The organism is Nocardia sp. BMG111209 (genome assembly GCF_000381925.1).
GTDB lineage: Bacteria > Actinomycetota > Actinomycetes > Mycobacteriales > Mycobacteriaceae > Nocardia.
In genome coordinates, this window is sequence record NZ_KB907307.1 from 816444 (window position 1) to 835379 (window position 18936).

The 18936-nt window shown below is 69.1% G+C and carries 22 protein-coding genes; 11 read left to right on the forward strand and 11 right to left on the reverse strand.

Going from position 1 to position 18936, the window contains the following annotated elements; genetic code table 11:
- Nucleotides 1–9 precede the first annotated feature (9 nt).
- Complete coding sequence (locus G361_RS42185) at nt 10–375, reverse strand: hypothetical protein (protein WP_155981287.1); 366 nt, start codon at nt 373–375, stop codon at nt 10–12.
- A gap of 163 nt (nt 376–538) precedes the next feature.
- Between G361_RS42185 and G361_RS0103640 the strand changes: the two genes are divergently transcribed.
- The 4 genes from G361_RS0103640 to G361_RS0103655 all read left to right on the forward strand — a co-directional run bounded on the left by G361_RS0103640 (nt 539) and on the right by G361_RS0103655 (nt 3952).
- A complete protein-coding gene (locus G361_RS0103640; RefSeq protein WP_026342647.1) occupies nt 539–1915 on the forward strand; it encodes an MFS transporter in 1377 nt (458 codons plus the stop codon).
- Entirely contained in the window at nt 1905–2348 is a 444-nt protein-coding gene (locus tag G361_RS0103645; protein WP_019925690.1) for a MarR family winged helix-turn-helix transcriptional regulator, read from the forward strand. The genes G361_RS0103640 and G361_RS0103645 overlap by 11 nt, the downstream gene beginning before the upstream one ends.
- 122 nt (nt 2349–2470) lie before the next feature.
- Nucleotides 2471–3397, forward strand: coding sequence for a dienelactone hydrolase family protein (locus G361_RS0103650; protein WP_019925691.1), 927 nt, complete (start codon nt 2471–2473; stop codon nt 3395–3397).
- Nucleotides 3398–3466: 69 nt separating this feature from the next.
- The gene (locus G361_RS0103655; RefSeq protein WP_019925692.1) at nt 3467–3952 is read left to right on the forward strand and encodes a universal stress protein; all 486 of its coding nucleotides are present in this window, start codon (nt 3467–3469) and stop codon (nt 3950–3952) included.
- Between the two features lie 3 nt (nt 3953–3955).
- Here G361_RS0103655 and G361_RS0103660 read toward each other — a convergent pair whose 3' ends face one another.
- The 3 genes from G361_RS0103660 to G361_RS49105 all read right to left on the reverse strand — a co-directional run bounded on the left by G361_RS0103660 (nt 3956) and on the right by G361_RS49105 (nt 5688).
- On the reverse strand, nt 3956–4435 hold the full coding sequence (locus tag G361_RS0103660; protein ID WP_019925693.1) for a nitroreductase family deazaflavin-dependent oxidoreductase: 480 nt from the start codon (nt 4433–4435) through the stop codon (nt 3956–3958).
- A 168-nt stretch (nt 4436–4603) separates the two neighbouring features.
- On the reverse strand, nt 4604–5191 hold the full coding sequence (locus G361_RS0103665) for a hydrolase (protein ID WP_019925694.1): 588 nt from the start codon (nt 5189–5191) through the stop codon (nt 4604–4606).
- 38 nt (nt 5192–5229) lie between these two features.
- The gene (locus G361_RS49105; protein WP_019925695.1) at nt 5230–5688 is read right to left on the reverse strand and encodes a MarR family winged helix-turn-helix transcriptional regulator; all 459 of its coding nucleotides are present in this window, start codon (nt 5686–5688) and stop codon (nt 5230–5232) included.
- A gap of 112 nt (nt 5689–5800) precedes the next feature.
- Between G361_RS49105 and G361_RS0103675 the strand changes: the two genes are divergently transcribed.
- On the forward strand, nt 5801–7204 hold the full coding sequence (locus G361_RS0103675) for an amino acid permease (protein WP_052172722.1): 1404 nt from the start codon (nt 5801–5803) through the stop codon (nt 7202–7204).
- Nucleotides 7205–7231: 27 nt separating this feature from the next.
- On the opposite strand, the gene G361_RS0103680 is transcribed toward G361_RS0103675, so the two are convergent.
- Together G361_RS0103680 and G361_RS0103685 are read right to left on the reverse strand one after the other, a co-directional pair.
- The gene (locus G361_RS0103680) at nt 7232–8089 is read right to left on the reverse strand and encodes a glycosyltransferase family 2 protein (protein WP_019925697.1); all 858 of its coding nucleotides are present in this window, start codon (nt 8087–8089) and stop codon (nt 7232–7234) included.
- Between the two features lie 118 nt (nt 8090–8207).
- The gene (locus G361_RS0103685) at nt 8208–8927 is read right to left on the reverse strand and encodes an SDR family oxidoreductase (RefSeq protein ID WP_019925698.1); all 720 of its coding nucleotides are present in this window, start codon (nt 8925–8927) and stop codon (nt 8208–8210) included.
- 91 nt (nt 8928–9018) lie between these two features.
- On the opposite strand from G361_RS0103685, the gene G361_RS0103690 reads away from it, so the two are divergent.
- Nucleotides 9019–9435: a MarR family winged helix-turn-helix transcriptional regulator gene (locus tag G361_RS0103690; RefSeq protein WP_019925699.1), complete on the forward strand. Its 417-nt coding sequence runs from the start codon at nt 9019–9021 to the stop codon at nt 9433–9435.
- On the opposite strand, the gene G361_RS0103695 is transcribed toward G361_RS0103690, so the two are convergent.
- Nucleotides 9374–11416, reverse strand: coding sequence for an APC family permease (locus G361_RS0103695; RefSeq protein ID WP_019925700.1), 2043 nt, complete (start codon nt 11414–11416; stop codon nt 9374–9376). The two genes, G361_RS0103690 and G361_RS0103695, sit on opposite strands and share 62 nt — an antisense overlap.
- A 169-nt stretch (nt 11417–11585) precedes the next feature.
- On the opposite strand from G361_RS0103695, the gene G361_RS0103700 reads away from it, so the two are divergent.
- Entirely contained in the window at nt 11586–12485 is a 900-nt protein-coding gene (locus G361_RS0103700) for an SAM-dependent methyltransferase (RefSeq protein WP_019925701.1), read from the forward strand.
- On the opposite strand, the gene G361_RS0103705 is transcribed toward G361_RS0103700, so the two are convergent.
- Both G361_RS0103705 and G361_RS42190 read right to left on the reverse strand, forming a co-directional pair.
- Entirely contained in the window at nt 12486–13157 is a 672-nt protein-coding gene (locus G361_RS0103705; protein ID WP_019925702.1) for a hypothetical protein, read from the reverse strand.
- A gap of 158 nt (nt 13158–13315) precedes the next feature.
- Nucleotides 13316–13513, reverse strand: a complete 198-nt coding sequence (locus tag G361_RS42190; protein ID WP_019925703.1) for a hypothetical protein — start codon at nt 13511–13513, stop codon at nt 13316–13318.
- A gap of 415 nt (nt 13514–13928) precedes the next feature.
- Here G361_RS42190 and G361_RS0103715 point away from each other — a divergent pair, with 415 nt between their 5' ends.
- Together G361_RS0103715 and G361_RS0103720 are read left to right on the forward strand one after the other, a co-directional pair.
- Complete coding sequence (locus G361_RS0103715; RefSeq protein ID WP_019925704.1) at nt 13929–14117, forward strand: DUF397 domain-containing protein; 189 nt, start codon at nt 13929–13931, stop codon at nt 14115–14117.
- Nucleotides 14118–14213: 96 nt separating this feature from the next.
- A complete protein-coding gene (locus G361_RS0103720; RefSeq protein ID WP_019925705.1) occupies nt 14214–15104 on the forward strand; it encodes a helix-turn-helix transcriptional regulator in 891 nt (296 codons plus the stop codon).
- Between the two features lie 111 nt (nt 15105–15215).
- On the opposite strand, the gene G361_RS0103725 is transcribed toward G361_RS0103720, so the two are convergent.
- Nucleotides 15216–15500: a hypothetical protein gene (locus G361_RS0103725; RefSeq protein WP_231386771.1), complete on the reverse strand. Its 285-nt coding sequence runs from the start codon at nt 15498–15500 to the stop codon at nt 15216–15218.
- Between the two features lie 352 nt (nt 15501–15852).
- Here G361_RS0103725 and G361_RS42195 point away from each other — a divergent pair, with 352 nt between their 5' ends.
- Nucleotides 15853–16635, forward strand: a complete 783-nt coding sequence (locus G361_RS42195) for an acyl-CoA thioesterase domain-containing protein (protein ID WP_019925707.1) — start codon at nt 15853–15855, stop codon at nt 16633–16635.
- 58 nt (nt 16636–16693) lie between these two features.
- On the opposite strand, the gene G361_RS0103735 is transcribed toward G361_RS42195, so the two are convergent.
- Nucleotides 16694–17521, reverse strand: a complete 828-nt coding sequence (locus G361_RS0103735) for a hypothetical protein (RefSeq protein ID WP_026342650.1) — start codon at nt 17519–17521, stop codon at nt 16694–16696.
- A gap of 194 nt (nt 17522–17715) precedes the next feature.
- Here G361_RS0103735 and G361_RS0103740 point away from each other — a divergent pair, with 194 nt between their 5' ends.
- Entirely contained in the window at nt 17716–18927 is a 1212-nt protein-coding gene (locus tag G361_RS0103740; protein WP_019925709.1) for a lipase family protein, read from the forward strand.
- Nucleotides 18928–18936 lie beyond the last annotated feature (9 nt).

Here is an 18936-nt window from a genome sequence, read left to right on the forward strand (position 1 = left end):
CCGGCCGGGTCAGCTCGTCGCGGTGGCGGCGGGCTCGGCGGCGGCCGGCTTGACCACCGGCGTGGGGCCGGTCTTGGCCAGATCACGCTGGGCCGCGGTGGCCTCCCGGCGGGTCTGACGCAGTTCCCGGCGGGTCTTGGCATGCCGCCGCTGGGTGCCGAACGCCCCCGCGAGCAGGAGCACCAGGCCCAGCATCGCCACCGCGCCGACGCCTGCGCCGGCGGCGAACAGCTGGCTCTCCGAGCCGCTGAACTGGTGGTCGAAAATAGTGAAATGGGCCGGAAGCATGTGGCCCTGATCGGAATTGGCGGAGATAGCGGAGACTCCGACGACGATCGCCGCGATCAGCACTATCAAACCGATGAGAATAATCATGTGTCCACTCCAACGTCGTCCAACGCTTGTTCAGCCAATACCCGGGTCCCGCGGACGCAAACCCGGCGGCCCGATCCGTGTCCGCCGGTCCGGTCCGGTGATCTGGCACACAACGGGCCGCGGGGTATTGCCCGGCGGACAGTTGTCTTCTCACAATAGTTGTGTGCATACAATCGTTTCCGGGATGAGCGCCCGCCGCAAGGCGATCGTGCTGCTGACCTGCTGTCTCAGCCTGCTGATCGTCTCGATGGATTCGACGATCGTGAACGTCGCCATCCCGACCATCCGGACCGAGATGCACGCGCCGCTGTCGCGGTTGCAGTGGATCGTCGATGCCTACACCCTCACCCTGGCCAGCCTGTTGCTGTTGTCCGGTGCGACCGCCGACCGGTTCGGCCGAAAACTGGTGTTCCGGATCGGGCTCACCGTCTTCGCCCTCGGCTCGCTGCTGTGCAGCCTGGCGCCGACGGTCGAGGTGCTGATCGGCGCGCGGTTCGCGCAGGCGGTCGGCGGATCGATGCTCAATCCGGTCGCGATGTCGATCATCACCACGGTGTTCACCGAACGGGTCGAGCGTGCCCGCGCGATCGGCGTGTGGGGTGCGGTGGTGGGCATCTCCACGGCGATGGGCCCGCTGGTCGGCGGCTTCCTGATCGGCTCGTTCGGCTGGCAGTCGGTGTTCTGGATCAACCTGCCGATCTGTGTGCTGGCCTTCGTACTCACCACCGTATTCGTGCCCGAGTCGAAATCGGTGCACCGCCGCGGCATCGACCCGGTGGGGCAGCTGCTGGCCATGGTGGTGATGTTCACGCTGGTGTTCGGGCTCATCGAGCGCGAGCCGGTGATCTTCGTGGTGACCGTGGTCGCGCTGGCGGCCTTCCTGTACCTCGAGCGGCGGCACGCCTCGCCGTTCATCGATCCCCGGTTCTTCCGCAGCTTCCCGTTCACCGCCGCCACCGTGACCGCGGTGTTCGCCTTCGCCGGACTGGGCGGATTCCTGTTCACCGCCTCGCTCTATCTGCAGGGCACCCGGCACTACTCGGCCGTCCACACGGGCCTGCTGTACCTGCCGATGGGTCTCGCGATGCTGATCTGCTCACCGCTGTCGGGCCGGCTGGTCGGCCGCTACGGCACCCGGCCGTCGATGGTCGGCGCGGGGGTACTGATCGCCGTCGGCGCGCTCGCGCTGACCCGGCTCGGCCCCACCACGCCGATCTGGCTGCTGCTGAGCGCGTTCGCGGTGATCGGCGGCGGATTCGGCCTGGTGAACGCGCCGATCACGACGGCGGCGGTGAGCGGGATGCCCGCCGACCGATCGGGGGCGGCGTCCGCGGTGGCCTCCACCAGCCGCCAGGTCGGCATGAGCATCGGCGTGGCGCTGGCCGGCGCGCTCAGCGATACCGGCCTGTGGTGGGTGCTGGCCGCGCTCGCCGCCGGTATCGTCGCACTCGGGGTCACCGCGAGTACCGACTGGGCGTTCCGGACTCGCGATCGCGTCGCCCCGCTGCTCGAACAGAAGGTGTCCAGCCATGCCGAATGACCCTGCGGCACAAGACCTGCCGGACCCGGCGGTCGCCCGGGAGGTCTGGGCACTGCTCGTCCGCGCCGTCGCCGACAGCCGCGATCAGTGGAAACGGTCGGTCATCGAGCGAACGGGCATGGCGTTCAGCCGGATTCGGGTGCTGCGCCGGCTCGCGCAGGGCCCGATGACGGTCAAGGAGCTGGCCCACGCCGCGGGAATGGATCCGCCCGCGGCGACGGTCACCGTCAACGCGCTGGAGGAGCGCGGGCTGGTGGTGCGCGAGATCGACCCGGGCAACCGGCGTTCGAAACTGGTGTCCATCACCGCGGCCGGGCTGGAGTCGCTCGCCGAGGCCTTCGCCACGCCGGATCCACCGTCGCCGGCGCTGGCCCGCCTCACTCCCGGCGAATTGCGCACCCTGCGCGATCTGCTGCTCAGGATCGAGAGCTGAATCGCCGGTGAACGGCGCGAAACCAGTTGCCGCGCCGCATCTCCTGTGCGGTTGCGATCGGCCGGTTCGGCCGGCGGCGTGCCCCTCGACCGGGCCGCGGCGACGCTCTAGGGTGTGGGGACATGGAGCCCTTGCAGCGCTATATCGCCGAGGAAATCGCCTACGATCACGCCGACGGCCTGCTCGGCCGCCGCGAGGCACTGCGCCGGCTCGGCCTGCTGGGCCTGAGCGCCCCGGCCGCGGTCGCGCTGCTGGCCGCCTGTTCCGACAACTCCGGCTCGGGCTCCGCCACCACCACCGCGTCCGTGCCCGCCTCCGGAACCTCCGGCGCCGCACCGACTTCCGCCCCACCCGGGTCCGCCGGCGCGGTGGCCGCCGAATCGGTCACCTTCCCGGGCCCGGAGGGCCGCACGCTCCAGGGCGCGTGGGCGGCGGCGCCGCAGCCGCGCGGCGGCGTGCTGGTCATCCACGAGAACACCGGTCTGACCGACCACATCCGCTCGGTCACCGGCCGGTTCGCCGGAATCGGCTACTCCGCGCTCGCGGTCGACCTGCTGTCCGAGGAGGGCGGCACCAAATCCTTCACCGACACCGCGGCCGCCACCGCCGCGCTGGGCAAGATCCCGCAGGACCGGTTCGTGGCCGATCTGCAGGCCGGGGTGGCCGAGCTCGGGAAGCGGCTGCCGGGAAAGAAGCTGGGCGCCACCGGATTCTGCTTCGGCGGCGGCCTGGTCTGGCTGTTGCTGGCGCACGGCACGCCGGAGCTGGCCGCCGCCACCCCGTTCTACGGCCCGTTCCCCGACGGGGGCGACCTGGCCCAGGCGAAGGCGGCGGTGCTGGCGATCTACGGCTCGCTCGACGCGCGGGTCGGCGCCACCCGGCCGGCGGCGGTGGCGGCCCTGGAGAAGGCCGGCCTGCCGCACGACGTCTTCATCGCCGACGGGGCCGATCACGCCTTCTTCAACGACACCGGCGCCCGCTACAACCCGGCCGGGGCCGCGGAGGCGTGGCACCGGGTCGGCGACTGGTACGGCAAGTATCTCGGCTGACCGGTCCGCCCCCGCGAACCGGGCATACCGCCCCGCGCTCGCCCCGACGGCCTGTTCTAAGCTCGGAATATGACCGAGGAGCGGACGCCGGAGTGGGCGCCGATTGCCGGATCCGGTTTCGAACTGGGTACCGACGGCCCCCGGGTGATCATGGCCGGGCTGGACGGTTCGGACTCCTCGTGGCGCGCCGCCGCCTACGCCGCGGGCACCGCGCGCCGGCAGCACGCGCAGCTGGCCCTGGTGTACGTGCAGCCGCTGCTGACGATGGCCGGCGCGTACGGTGTCGACGTCCGCAGCGTCACCGAGGATGTCGCGCAGGAGCTGGCCCGGGAGTTGCGGCAGCGCACCGACGAGGTGCGCGACGTGTTCCGGGTGCCGTGGACGTTCCTCACCCGCCGCGGTGACCCCTACGCCGAATTGGCCCGTGCCGCAGACGAACTCAAGGCCGATGCGGTGATGGTCGGGGCCTCCGAGCACACCGGGCACCGGATCGTCGGCTCGGTGGCGGTGCGCCTGGTGAAGGCGGGCCGCTGGCCGGTCACCGTGGTGCCCTGAAATTCAGATCCGGATCAGCTCGTACAGCCGGAAGCGGCGATCCCCGGCCAGGCGCTGTTCCATCGCGTAACCGGGCCAGTACGCGGTGGCCCGCTGCCAGGCCCGCTCCCGTTCCGCGCCGTCGAGCTGCCGCACCTTCACCTCGAAACGGTCACCGCCACTGTGCATCTCGGCATGATCGACGGCGCCGAGATTGGCCGACCAGGAGGGATGGCCGGGCCGGCCCCAGTTCGAGCCGACCAGCAGGAAGGCGCCCGGGCCGTCCGGTACGTACAGCAGCGACACCGTGCGCGGCACCCCGGTCCGCCGGCCCGGCACGGTCAGCTCCATCGACGGCAGCCCGGCGACGTCCAGCACCCCGTGTTTGCCGCCGGTCACCCGGCGCACGAACCGTTCGATCCGGATGATCAGCGGCGCGGCCCGCATCGCGGTCGGGCGATTGGCGATGGCGCGGCCGAGCGCCGGGAGAGGATTCTTCGGCACGACTGGATCCGCCTCTCTGACAGGGGAATTCGACTGCCACGACACTGTGTGCGGGCGCCGCGCGGATCCGGCGGCGGTCCGCCCCGCGGAAGTGCCGGGCCCGCGGTGCCTGTCCGGTCGAACGTTACCCAGGACAATTTTATTCGTGGCCGCCGGGGGCGGACCGGCTCAGACGCCGACGGTCGCGGGCAGTGCGGCCAGCACCTCGGCGGTGGTCGCGATGCGGCCGAGGGCCGGGAAGATGCGGGTGACGGCGTGCTGATGGGCCTCGGCGTTGCGGTCGCCGGTCGCGTCGGTGGCGACGACCACGTGATAGCCGTGCTCGTGCGCGGCGCGGGCGGTGGACTCCACGCCGTAGGTGGTGGCGACGCCGGTCAGCACGATGGTGGTGACCCCGCGGCGGCGCAGGTGCAGGTCCAGGTCGGTGCCGTAGAACGCACCCCAGTTGCGCTTGGTGACGATGATGTCGGTGGGCTGCACGTCGAGTTCGTCGACCAGGACGTCGAAATCGGCCGGCTGATCGCCGCCGCGGCGCGGGCCCGCGGTACGGCCGGGCGGGACGTCGCCACCGTCGGCGGCGAACGACACCCGCACCAGCACCACCGGCAGCCGCCGGGCGCGGAAGGCCGCGGCGAGTTCGGCGTTGCGGGCGATGACGTCCTCGATCGGGTTCGGGACGGTAGCGGCCCCGACGATGCCGCGCTGCAGGTCGATCACGACGAGTGCGGTGGTGGGGTCGAGCAGGGGTGTGGTCACGGCGGAATCCTTCGGTGTGCGGGGTTTCGGTGGTGCGGTCAGGGTTCGACGAGCCGGCGCAGCAGGGCCACCGCGTCCATGAGGCGGTCCAGTTCGCCGGGGGTCAGCTTCTCGGTCATCGCCCGGGTCAGCCAGCTCTGTTTGGCGTCCTCGGTCTCGCGGCGCAGCCGGTGGCCGGCCGCGGTGAGCGACATGAGCACGCTGCGCTGATCGGTCGGATGCGGGGTCCGCTCGACCACGCCCAGATCCTCCAGGGCGGTGAGGGTGACCCGCATGGACTGCGGCCGGACCCGTTCCGCGCGGGCGAGATCGGCGACCGTGGCCGGGCCCTCCGCGAGCCGGCCGATGACCACCGCCTGCGACATGGTGAGCTCCGAATCGGCGCGCGCCGCGCGCAGTTGCCGCAGCAACCGGCCCGCCACGACGCGCAGTTCGGTCGCGGCGGCCGCGATCTGCTCCGGCGTGCGGGGTGTTTGCGGGGGGACCGGCTCGGGCACCGGCCCAGCGTAGGGAAGGACAGGCAAACTTGCAAGTTTTCCTGTCCATCCGGGCTGTCGATACCCCGCCGTCACCTGATCGTCACCGGCCGGTAGCGTGCCGATCATGACCATGAACCGGGAGCCCGGGGACGGCGCGGTCGTGGCCGCCGTACCCGGTGAGGGCGGCGAGGGCTACCAGCGGGGGCTGAATCCGCGGACCATCCAGATGATCGCCATCGGCGGCGCGATCGGCACCGGCCTGTTCTACGGCTCCGGCGGCGCCATCGAACAGGCGGGCCCCGCGCTGATCCTCTGCTACCTGGCGGCCGGGCTGGTGATCTTCGTGATCATGCGCGCGCTGGGGGAGTTGCTCACCTACCGTCCGGTCTCGGGCAGTTTCGCCGAGTACGCGAACGAATTCCTCGGCCGTTTCGCGGGTTTCGCGACCGGCTGGACCTACTGGGCGGTGTGGGCGTCCACCTGCATGGCCGAGATCACCGTGGCCGGGAAGTACGTGCGCTACTGGTTCGCGATCCCGGAATGGGTGACCGCGCTGGCGGTGCTCGGCGTGCTGTTCGTGGCCAATCTGATCTCGGTGCGGCTGTTCGGCGAGGGCGAGTTCTGGTTCTCCACCATCAAGGTCACCGCGATCCTGGCGATGATCGTGATCGGTATCGCGGTGCTGACCCTGCACGTCGGCCACGCGCCGAATCCGACGGTCCGCAATCTGTGGGCCGACGGCGGGGTCTTCCCGCACGGCTTCGGCCAGGCCCTGCTGGCGTTGCAGATCGTGGTGTTCGCCTATGTCGGCGTGGAACTGGTCGGCGTCACCGCGGGGGAGGCGCACGATCCGAGACGCACGCTGCGCAAGGCGATCAACTCGCTGCCGCTGCGCATCGGGCTGTTCTACGTCGGCGCGCTGATCGTGATCATGTCGGTGGCGAGCTGGCGCACCTTCCACTCCGGCCGCAGTCCGTTCGTGGAGGTGTTCGCCGCGATCGGGATTCCGGGTGCGGCGGGCATCATCAACTTCGTCCTGCTCACCGCCGCGTTGTCGTCCTGTAATTCCGGGCTGTACTCCACCGGCCGGATGTTGCGCAGCCTCGCGCTGCGCGGAGAGGCCCCGGCCGTACTCGGCGGGCTGAGCCGCCGGCACGTGCCGAAGGCGGGCATCATCGTCTCGGCGGCGGTGATGGTGCTCGGCGTACTCGTCAACGTGATCTCCCCGGACCGGGCGTTCACCTACATCACCTCGGTGAGCACGGTCGGCATCATCGCGGTGTGGGCGGTGATCCTGGTGTGCCACTGGATCTATCGGTCCCGGGTGCGCCGCGGTGCGCTGCCGGCCACCGACTACCGGCTGCCGGGCGCACCCGTCACAACCGTTGTGGCGCTGGCCTTCCTGGCGCTGGTGATCGTGCTGCTGTTCCGCACCGACGGCGGCCGCACCGCGCTGCTCGTCGGTGCCGTCTGGGCGGTCCTGGTCGCCGTCGGCTATCCGATCGTGAATCGCCCGGCGCGACAGGCACACTGACCGCCGGTCGGACGGACCGACCGCCGGTCAGACCTGCTCGGCCAGCGGGAAGGCGCGAGTGGTGCTGCGGCGCACCGTGAATCGGCGGCGGTCGAAGTCCCAGAACCGGTAGATCGGCCACTGCGCGGTGTGCGCGAACCAGGCCAGCACGATGAAGAAGCGATGGTAGGGCAGCACCCGGAAGCCCTGTGCCTCGATGGTGCGCAGGCCGCCGAGCTGGAAGTGCCACCAGCGCCGCGGGCTGGTGTGGCGGCGGCGGGCCGAGGTCTCGGCGCGCATGTCCAGCAGCTGATCGATGCGCAGCCCCCGTTTGCTCAGGCACAGCGCCAGATCCAGATCGTCCACCACGTCCGGCCGGGTGGAGGTGTCGTCGCGGACCTGCTCCCACGCGTCGCGGCGCACGGCCATGTTGGGGCCGTGCAGATTTCCGACTTGGCCGCCGAGTTTGCCGCGCCGGATCTGGACGCGATAGCCCAATTCCAGCAGGAATCCCACGGGGGAGTCGTAGTAGGTGGTGAGTCCGGTGAGCGCCGCGGTCTCGGGATGTTCGGTGAAGAACCGCCGGATGACCTCGCCCCAGTTCGTGGCGACCAGCGTGTCGGCGTCGGTGCGGGCCAGGAATTCGCCGCGCGCCGCATCCAGCCCGGTGTTGCGGGCCCGCGCGACGCCGCGCCGATCCTCTTCCACCAGAACGACTTTCGGATTCCGTGCCGCGTACTCGCCGACGATGCGCCGGGTGCCGTCGGTACTGCCGTTGTCGACGACGAGCACCTCGTCGACGGCGTCCTGGGCGACCAGCCGATCCAGCGTCGCCACGATCACCCGCGCCTCGTCGAGAGCGGGGATGACGACCGACAGTACGACGGGTGTGTCCGGATTGTTCATCTACTGCTCTCCACGGGCCGGATTCTCGAGCCGCCCCCGCGGCCGCGCAACCCGAATACCCGCGAATCGTACTTTCAAGGAAAGACGGTGATCGAAATCACCTGCGCCCCTTGATAGCTCAGAACAAGCCACCGCCCGCGTGCAGATGCTGCCCGGTGATCCAGCCGCCGTCGGCGGAGACCAGGAAGGCGACGATCGCGGCGATGTCACCGGGCTCGCCGATCCGCCGCAGCGGCACCTGCGCGGCCAGTTGCTCCAGGGCGGCCGGGTCCACCCGCAGCGCGTCGGTGCGCGTGGCCCCGGGCCGCACGCTGTTGACCGTCACACCTCGCGGGCCCAGTTCGGCGGCGGCCGCGCGGACCAGTTGTTCGACGGCGGCCTTACTGGCCGCGTACGCCCCGGCGCCCGGTCGCCCGGTCACGGTGGATCCGCTGGACACCACCACGATGCGGCCGTTGTCCCGGATCCGCCGCGCGGCCTCCCGCAACGCGAGGAAGGTGCCGCGGGTGTTCACCGCGAACATGGTGTCGAAATCCGCGTCGGTGGTCTCGGCCAGCGTCGCGAACCGGGCCGTGCCCGCATTGGCCACGAGGACGTCGAGACCGCCGAAGGTGCGCTCGGTGAGATCGAACAGTCCGAGCAGCCGCACGGGATCGGCGACGTCACCGGCGGCGGCGACCGCGCGGCCGCCCGCGGTCTCGATATCGGCCACCACTTCCCTTGCGGCCTCGGCATTCTCGCGATAGTTGACCACCACGCGCGCCCCGCCGGCGCCGAGCCGGCGGGCGATCGCGGCCCCGATCCCGCGCGAGCCACCGGTGACCAGTGCGACCGTCATACGTCCTCCAAAGAGTTGACATCATCGATAGTCGAGATCATCGACCAATAAAGTGGAGGATGTCAACAGTCCAGCACGTAGACTGTGTGGCGTGAGCGACGACGACGCGGACCTGGTCACCGCGGCGATGACCCTGCACCGGGAGACCTCGGTGCTCTACGCGGAGGTCGCGCGGCAGTTCGGGCTGACCAGTCAGCAGACCCAGCTGCTGTGCCTGCTCGGCCGCGAGGAACCGTCCTTCGGCGAGGTCGCGGCCCGGCTCGGCTGCGACAAGACCAATGTCACCGGCATGGTCGACCGGATGGGGCAGCGCGGCCTGCTCGAGCGCGCGGCCGATCCGCACGACCGCCGCATCACCCGCATCCGGCCGACCCCGGCCGGCGAGGACCTGCGCGTCCGCATCCGCGAGCGGCTCGACGAGGCCATCACCGCCCGCCTGGCGGCCCTCACTCCCGGTGAGCGCGCGCGGCTGGCCCCGCTGGGCCGGATGCTCGGACCGGGCCGGTGATTCCGCGCCGGACCTCACCCGGGAAGTGCTGCACCCGTTCGGCGGTGCGCGAATCCGACGAGTGCAGCTGATAGGGGACGCTGGTCACCATCACGCCCGGGACGAACAGCAGCCGGGCCTTCAGGCGCAGCGAACTCTGGTTGTGCAGCAGATTTTCCCACCAGCGGCCCACCACGTATTCCGGGATGTAGACCGCGACCACGTCCCGCGGCCGGGCCTGCCGCACCCGTTTGATGTAGTCGATCACGGGTTTGGTGATCTCGCGGTACGGCGACTCCACCACCTTCAGCGGGATCTGCACGCCGGCCTCCTCCCAGTCCCGGGTGAGCCGGCGGGTGTCGGAATCGTCGACGTTGACCGTGATGGCGGTGAGCGCGTCCGGCCGGGTGGCCCGCGCGAACTGCACGGCCCGCCGGGTCGCCTTGTGCCAGCCCGACACCAGCACCACCGCGTGCACGCGGCCCGGCAGGGTCTCCTCGTCGTCGGGGGCGATGGCCAGCTCGTCGCGCACCCGGGAGTAGTGCCGGTGGATCGCGTACATGATCAGCACCAGCACCGGGATCGCGAACACCACCAGATAGGCGCCGTGGGTGAATTTGGTGATCATCACGACGACCAGGACGACGCCGGTGAAACAAGAGCCGAACGCGTTGATGAAGCGGGCGCGGTGGATGCGGGCCCGCTCCGGCCCGGCCGGCGTGCTGCGCAATTCGCGGTTCCAGTGCCGGACCATGCCCGCCTGACACAGCGTGAACGAGGTGAACACGCCCACGATGTAGAGCTGGATCAGCCGGGTGGTGGAACCGTGGAAGGCGTAGAGCAGCCCGGCCGCGACCAGCGCCAGCATCATGATGCCGTTGGACAGCGCCAGCCGGTCGCCGCGGGTGTGCAACTGCCGCGGCATGTAGCGGCGCTGCGCCAGGATCGAGTTCAGCAGCGGGAAGCCGTTGTAGGCGGTGTTGGCCGCCAGGATCAGGATCAGCGCGGTGGTGACCATCAGGTAGTAGAAGGCCACGCTGTGCCCGCCGAACACCGCCGCCGAGATCTGCGCGATGACGGTCTTCTGCGCGTCGGTCCGGCAGTCGCCGGGGAAGCCGATCAGATCGCAGGTGTTCTCGGTGACCTTGGTCTCGGAGATCATGGCCAGCGCGGTGACGCCCGCGAACATGGAGATCGCCAGCACACCCATCGCGGTCATCGTGCGCGCGGCGTTGAGCGCCTTCGGTTTGCGGAACGCGGGCACGCCGTTGGAGATCGCCTCGGCGCCGGTCAGCGCGGTACATCCGGAGGAGAAGGCTCGTAACAGCAGGAACGCCACCGCAGCCGTGGACAACCCGAGTTGCTGCGGCTGGATCTGATAGCCGGCGCTCTCCGCGACCGGCGCGTGCCCGAACGCGGTGCGGCCGAGCCCGAGCACCGTCATGACCAGCACCCCGGCCACGAAGGCGTAGGTGGGAATCGCGAACAGCCGCCCGGATTCTCGCACCCCGCGCAGATTCATCGCGGTGAGGAACACCACGACGCCGAGATTGATGACCACCCGATACGGATTGAGTCCGGGCGCGGCCGAGATGATGTTGTCGACGCCGGAGGCCACCGACACCGCCACCGTCATGACGTAGTCGACCATCAGCGCCGCCGCCACCACCAGGCCCGCGGTGGCCCCGAGATTCTCGGCGACCACCTCGTAGGAACCGCCGCCGGACGGATACGCCTGCACGACCTGCCGGTAGGACAGCACCACGACCGCCAGCAGCACCACGACGCCGGCGGCCACCCACCAGGTCAGGTTGAGATAGGCCACCCCGGCCAGCGTCAGGATGAGCAAGATCTCCTGGGTCGCGTAGGCCACCGAGGACAGCGGGTCGCTGGCGAAGATCGGCAGGGCGATGCGCTTGGACAGCAGCGTCTCACCGAGCCGGTCACTGCGGAACGGCTGTCCGAGAACCAGGCGCTTGGCGACATCGATCGGTGAGACCACGTGGGTGAGCCTAGGCGGATCCGGCATCCGTCCGGCAACCGGCATGCGCGGAAATCGGTTGATTCGGGCACCCGCCCGCCGGAAGTTGCCGAAATGTCACGCACGCGCTTGTCACCCGGCGTAGAGTGTCGCGATTCGATTTGCCCGGATCACCGGTACTTTCACGATCATGCGTACCGAGGGAGACTCCTGGGACATCACCTCCGGTGTCGGGTCGACCGCGCTGTTCGTGGCGGCCGGCCGGGCATTCGCCTCGCGGGAACCGGACCCACTGGCGTCGGACCCGTTCGCCGAGACCTTCGTCCGGGCCGCCGGCGCCGAATGGGAGGACCTGCTCGACGGCCTGGTCGCGGAGCATCCGCTCACCGATCCGGGATTCGGGGCCGGCTTCCAGCTGTATCTGGCGGCCCGCACCCGATATTTCGACGCGTTCTGCGAATCCGCGATCGAGGCCGGGATCCGTCAGGTGGTGATCCTCGCCTCCGGCCTGGACGCTCGCGCCTACCGGCTGTCGTGGCCCGACGATGCCGTGGTCTACGAGCTGGACCGGGCGCCGGTCCTGGATTTCAAGGCGAAGGCGCTGGCCGCGGCCGGTGGGATGTCGCGGGCCCGCCGCCGCGAGGTGGCCGTCGATCTGCGTGAGGACTGGCCGCGGGCGTTGCGCGACGGCGGATTCGACCGCACCCGGCCGACCGCCTGGCTGGCCGAGGGGCTGCTGCCGTATCTGCCCGCCGCCGCGCAGGACCGCCTGTTCGAGTCGATCGACTCGCTCAGTTGCCGGGACAGCCGGGCCGCGGTCGAGCAGACCGAGATGCTGAGCCCGGCCGCGCTCGAGGAGATGCGGTCGTACGCGGACCAGGCCGGCCACGGCCGCGCCGAGTGGGTGCAGCTGATCTACAACGAGCCGCGCAACGAGGCCGCGGCGTGGTTCGCCGATCACGGCTGGGATGCCGAGCGCACCGAGGTCGACGCCTACATCCGCGCGCTGGGCCGCACGCCGCCGGCGCCGGATCCGTCGGCCTCGCTGGTGACCTCGCTGATCAGCCTGGTGACCGCGACCCGCTCCTGATCATTTCCCGTCCGGATGGCCGACGGTGGCCAGGGCGGTGGTCCAGTCGGTCGCGATCGCGGACTGGGCATCGGCCAGCGGGACCTTCTTACCGCACACCAGCGTGTGAAGTTGGTTCTCCACCTTGTCCTTCGGGTTCTCCGGCCCGGAACCGGCCTGGTGCCCGGGGGAGGGCGGCTCGACCCAGATGTTGCGCGGATCGTTGGGATCGCCGCCGAGTTCCAGCGAGATCAGGTGGTCGTACTCCGCGTCGTGCAGATTGCCGGTGTAGCCGTAGGACTTCGCGTTCGCGTCCTTCTCCCGGTCGGTGATCGACGCGGGCGGGCGGATCGACGAGGTGTATCCGCTGTGGCAGATCGTGTCGCCGATGGTTTCCGGTGTGACCTTCGGATTGGTCGCGCCGGGGGTACAGACCGGATCGGGCAGCGGCTGACCGCCGGCGGTATAGCGGAAATGGCACGTGCCCGGAGCCGGTTGCGCCGCAACGGTGTACGTGCCGGACGGGCCCGGCCCGATCGGGACATTTCCGGCGGCCTGTGGCGCCGCCACGGGCGAGTGCACTTGTTCGGTAATGGATTTGGCGGTGGCGCTGTGGCTGCAACCGGTCAGGAATACCGCTGCCGCGACTGCGGCAATCGTCGAAACGACCGAAACGGACTTGTGCTCGTTCATAATTCCTCGATGAGTGCCGGCGACTACTGCAATTGTGCAGCAGCCCGGGCACGAGTGGGCCCGGACGGATACGAAATACCCGTCTGTTCACCGAGAAATCGGGCATGCGCGCACCGGTGGCGCACCCGCGCCATCGGCGACGTCGTGACCTCGGCGGATCACTCGTCGTCGAGGCCCGCCGACAGGTAGGCGGCCGCCGCGATCCACTGCCGGCAACCCAGGTGCGGATCGTGGGTGCTCAGGATGTTCCGCGCGCGGCGGAAGGTGAGATTGCCGGGTTCGGTCGCGCAGTCGTCGAATCCCTCGGCGCCACTGCTCGATTCGGATGTACCGGGCTGAAACAGACGTTGGTTCACCGGAAGCCCTCTGACCTGTGCGAGATGGATGTCGGTGCCGATGCCGGCGTCGGCCGGTCCGAGAGCCGTGGAGAATGCGGCCGGTCGCGTCGTCCCCGAGTCTAAGGATGTGTGTTGTGCAAATGCAAGTACATCTGCACAGTGCGTCACGGTTGTGCGGGTTTGTGGCAAACCTCCGGCGGGTAGTCGAGATCAAGATCGAACGCCTTGTCGCGCAGAAGATTTCGTTTCGCTCGAAGCCTCGATCCGCGGTAATCACCGTGCTATCGTGAGGACGTTCCGCTCAAATGCAAGAACACTTGCGAGAACAGATGCAAGCACCGAGGCTCCGCGGCAGGCGGGCAGGCCCTGGTCCGAGAGGATGGAGACTGTGATGTCGGAGATGTCAGCAGCTGGGATTGGCCGTACGTCCGAAATGAAGTGGCGCAAGAGCACCTTCAGCAACCCGAGCGGAAACTGCGTGGAAGTGGCGGATCTGGCGAACGGTCTGGTGGCCATGCGCAATTCGCGGGATCCCGAGGGTGCGGTGCTGGTCTACACCCGTCCCGAGATCGATGCCTTTCTGCGCGGAGCAAAGAGCGGGGAATTCGACGATCTCGCCTAGGGGACGGTAACATTGGCATTCGGCGCGGTGTGGTTCGCGACGAGGCGGTTGTGGCCCTCACTGCCGGTGATCAGTCGAGCATCGGAGTAGACCCTCATGATCGCAGAGCCCGTCCGGATCGGCCGTGTGGAATCGCTTGTCGCGGACCGCGGCCCGACCGCCCTGCGTATTGCGGTCGGCGGACAACTGCGAAAGTTGCGCGAGCAGGCGGGTATCACACGCGAGCGTGCCGGCGACCACATTCGTGGTTCACATGCCAAGATCAGCCGGCTCGAACTCGGGCGGACCGGCTTCAAAGAGCGCGATATTCGCGATCTGCTGACGTTGTACGGCGTCGCGGATGCCGATGAGCGCGAGACTTTCCTGGAGTTGGTTCGCAAGGCGAATCAGCCGGGGTGGTGGCATCGCTACAGTGATCTGCTGCCACCCTGGTTCGAGACCTATCTCGGACTGGAGCACGCCGCCAAGTCCATCCGTACCTTCGAGGGCCAGGTGATTCCCGGTCTGTTGCAGACCGAGGACTACGCCCGCGCCATCGTGGCCCTCGGGCACGAGAACGTGGAGACCACCCGCCGGGTGGAACTGCGCAAGCGCCGGCAGGAGATCCTCGGCCGGCCGGGCGCGCCCACCCTGTGGGCCGTGATGGACGAGGCGGTGCTGCACCGGCCGGTCGGCGGCGCCGAGGTGCTGCGGGCCCAGTTGCAGCATCTGCTGGACATGTCGCACCGGTCCAACATCACCATTCAGGTCCTGCCGTTCTCGGCGGGTGGCCATGCGGCAGTGGGCAGTTCGTTCACCATGCTGCGCTTCGCGGAGCCGGAACTGCCGGACATCGTGTATCTGGAGCAGCTCACCAGCGCCCTGTATCTCGACAAGCAGGCGGAGCTGGAGCTGTACCGCCAGGTCATGGATCGGCTGAGCGTCCAGGCGGAGGCGCCGGAGCGGTCACGGCAACTGCTGGAGAAGACGATCCGCGGACTCGGCTGAGCTACCGGCCGCGCGCGATCGCGGCCCGCCGATCCACGTTGTGCGCGTGGGTATTTCGATGAAGGAGCGGGTGGCAGCGGCCGATCGGGGGTTGCCACCCACGGCGCCGTCCTACTGCCGGATGCAGGTGGATGCGATGCGCCAGAAGGCTTCCGGCTGCATACCCTGGAAATCCCAATCGTTCACCAGGCCGTGTGCGGTGGTGACGATCCGATCGATGTCGAAGTCGTCGCGGCTGGCCGCGCCGGTGGATTCGACAGCATCGATGACGAAACGGGTCGCGGTCTCCCGCGAGTTGTTATAGTTGTCGGTCCGGCTGAAGTTCATGATCCCGATCCGGCCGAGGTCCATTGGCTGGTTCATGTGAACGCCCCTGAGCGCCAGGCCGCGAGTCATCCGATGGCAAGTATTGGCACCGGGTTCACTCTACGGCTCCCTGGTATTCCCCTGTTTTGCCTTGCAGAACGAGTTTAGGGCGACGTAGCGCACAAATGCAAGTACATCTGCAACTTCGAATACGCACTCGCAGAGGCGATTTCGGCTGCTGGAGAGTTGCTCCGAAGTGCTCGCAACCGCATGTCTTGGCCTTTCGACGTTTGTTGGCTGTTCGCCGGTGATCGTGCTATATGTCGATTCGGATCAAGATCGGCGGCCGACCGCGGCCCGACCAGGCAGGACGAGCACAGTGAGCGGGTCATACGGGTACTTTCGCGCGGACGGGGACCGGTTCGTCCCGGATCCTCTCGCCGTGAGCCAATGGTCCTCGGACCAGGTGGTCGGTCCGGCGGTGTGCGGATTGTTGGCTCACCGGCTCGAGGTCGAGCACGGTGGCGACGGCTTCGCTCCGGTCCGGCTGACCGTGGACATGTTCGCGCCCGCCCGAATGCGTCCGCTTTCCGTCGTCACCACGCGCGTCCGTGACGGTAACCGCATCCGTGTCGCCGACGCCGTGCTGAGCAACGACGGCACCCCGGTGGCCCGCGCCTCGGTGGTGCTGCTGCGGCCGTCGGAGGAGCCGCCGGGGAAGGTCTGGACCCGGGAGCGGCAGCCGTCACCGCCGCCGCTGGAGCTCGCGCCGCCGGCTACCGGCCCGGGTATCCCGTGGTTCGGCAGCGACGCCGGCGGCCCGTGGGCACAGGCCTTCGGCGCGCACGAGAACGCCTCCCGCAAGCGCACCTGGCAGCATCCGATGAACGTCATGGTCGGCGAGGATCCGTCGCCGTTCGTGCGGGCCGCACTGGTCGGTGAGCAGACCAGCATGGTCACCAACTGGAGCGACGAGGGCATCGGCTACATCAACACCGACGTGACGCTGGCGCTGGCCCGGCTGCCCGTCGGCCCTGAGGTGGGTGCGGAGGCCGACAATCACCTCAGCCGGGACGGTCTCGCGGTGGGTACCGCCACGTTGTTCGATCGCGAGGGCGCGTTCGGCAGTTCGATGGTGACCGCGATCGCGAACGCCGGACGGCAGATCAGCGCCCACCGCCTGGATCGCCGCTTCAGCACGGCCGACAACGGGCGCCGGAGCTGAGTGATCCATTCACCAACGCGCTGAGCGACTTTCACTACCGCGCCGAGCGAGCGCCGGATTACGGCTGCCAGCGGTGGATCATCCACTGCCGCGCCGCGTCACGCAGGCTGCACGTCCAGATGTTCGGATTGCGGTGCGCGGTCGAGGTCCATTCCGCGGCCAGGGCGGTCGCGAACACCTCGAGATCGCGCTCGGTCGCGGCGTGCCAGGCCGGGATGCGCGCGGCCCACTGTTCGGCCTCGGCAGGCGTGCGACCGGCGAGGATGAGCCAGACGATCCAGCAGCACGGGTCGATCCACGGCGCGCCCCGGGTGGCCCACGGCCAGTCGACCAGCCGGGCATCGGCATCGGTGATGAGGACGTTGCTGTAGTTCCAGTCGGTGTGCAGCAGCGCGTCGCCACCGAACCGCAGCACATCGGCGGTGTCGGTGAGATATTTGCCCCAGCGGTGCACCGCATCCTTGAGCGGCTGCCGCGGCGGGCAGCGCAGCCGCCCCAGCGCGGTCATCGCCGCCGCGGTCTCGGCCAGATCGGCGTCGTTGCGGTAGTCCGCGAAATGCCCTGGGATGTAATCGAATACGACCAGATCCCAGCCGCCCGCGCGCAGGTGGCAGCGCACCTGCGGCCCGATCGGATAGACGTAGCGGCCGAGTTCGGCCTCGCGCTCCTGCGACCAGACCTCGCAATCGTCGGCGCGCAGGCCCTTCACGAACAACTGCTCGGTGCCGACATCGATGATCTCGGCGAGATGGGCCGAGAATCCGGCGATCACCGACGTGGAACAGTGGATCGGACCCGTCGCCGCCTCGATCGCGGCTCGCGCCTCGCCCGGAAGGTCCTCCCAACTACGACGGTGCGCCGATGTCTGCGCCCGATCGACTGTCACCCCCGACATCTACCGCTGATCCCCTCAATGCACAAGCACGAAACGTGCAGTGAAAGATAACTTTCAAATTGTTCGTGCAGGTGAACGTACAGGTGCAGATGCAGTATCCGCGGCGGCCGCGGGCGGGTTGTGACTTCTCCCGACAGTTCCCGAGTACTGGGTGTGGCGGCCGGTACCGGATACCCTGCTCGGCCATGGGGAAAACCACACTCCGGCGGACACTGATCTCGGTGGCCGCCGGGCTGTTGCTCGTGGCGGCGGGTTCGGAAACCGCTGCGGCGCAACCGATCTATCCGAAGGCGGATCCGGATCCGTTCTACGCCGCACCCGCGGACATCGCCGACCACCAGCCCGGCGACGTGCTCGACACCCGGGCGCTGCCGCCGCTGGCGATCTTTCCGGACACCGATATCACCCTGATCAAGTTCCGCTCCACCAACTCCGAGGGCAAACCGATCGCGGCCACCACGACGGTACTGAGCCCCCGCAACCATCCGGACAACGGCCCGCTGCTGTCGTATCAGACGATCATCAACGGGCTGGGCACCGAATGCGCGGTCTCGCACGTGCTCTACACCAGCGATCCGAAACTGATGGTGCGCGAGGCGCCGGCCTACAACTTGCTGTTGCAGCGGGGCTGGACCATCACCATGCCGGATCATCTCGGTCCTCAATTCGCTTACGGCGCCGCACGTCTGGGTGGTCAGATCACGCTGGACGGGATCCGCGCGGTGCAGCGGCTGCCGCGGTCGCGGACGGCGGCGAGCCCGGTCGCGATGGCCGGTTACTCCGGTGGCGGGATGGCGACGGCCTGGGCGGCCGCGCTGGCCCCCACGTACGCACCGGAACTGCGCCTGGCCGGCGCCGCGGCGGGCGGTGTGCCGATGAATCTGGTGACCATGCTGGAGAGCCTCGGCTTCGGCGCGCATCCGGTGTTCGGGCTGGCGCTGGCCGCCGGGCTCGGACTGGAACGCGAATATCCGGACCGGTTCCCGCTGTCGGATCAGCTCAACGATCGCGGCCTCGCGGTCCGGCAGGCAATGGCGAACAGCTGCACCAACGATCTGCTCACCGCGGCGGCCGGCAAGGGCATGATCGATTTCGCGAAGACCACCTCGATGACGCAGGATCCGGTGGCCCGCGAGGTGATCGAGGAGAACAGCCTGCAACTCTACGACGGCGTGCCGAATATGCCCGTCTTCGAATGGCATTCGCCGATCGACGGCCTGGTCCCGGTGGACGCGATCGTCGACACCGATCACCGCTGGTGCGGCGCGGGGGTCCGGTTGCAGTCCGAGGCGATCCCGGTCCCCGACCACCTCACCGCCGCCGTCCTGGGCCTGCCCGAGGTGATGGCGTGGCTGGACGCCCGGATGCGCGGCGAACCGGCGCCGTCCGACTGCTGACCGGCGCGG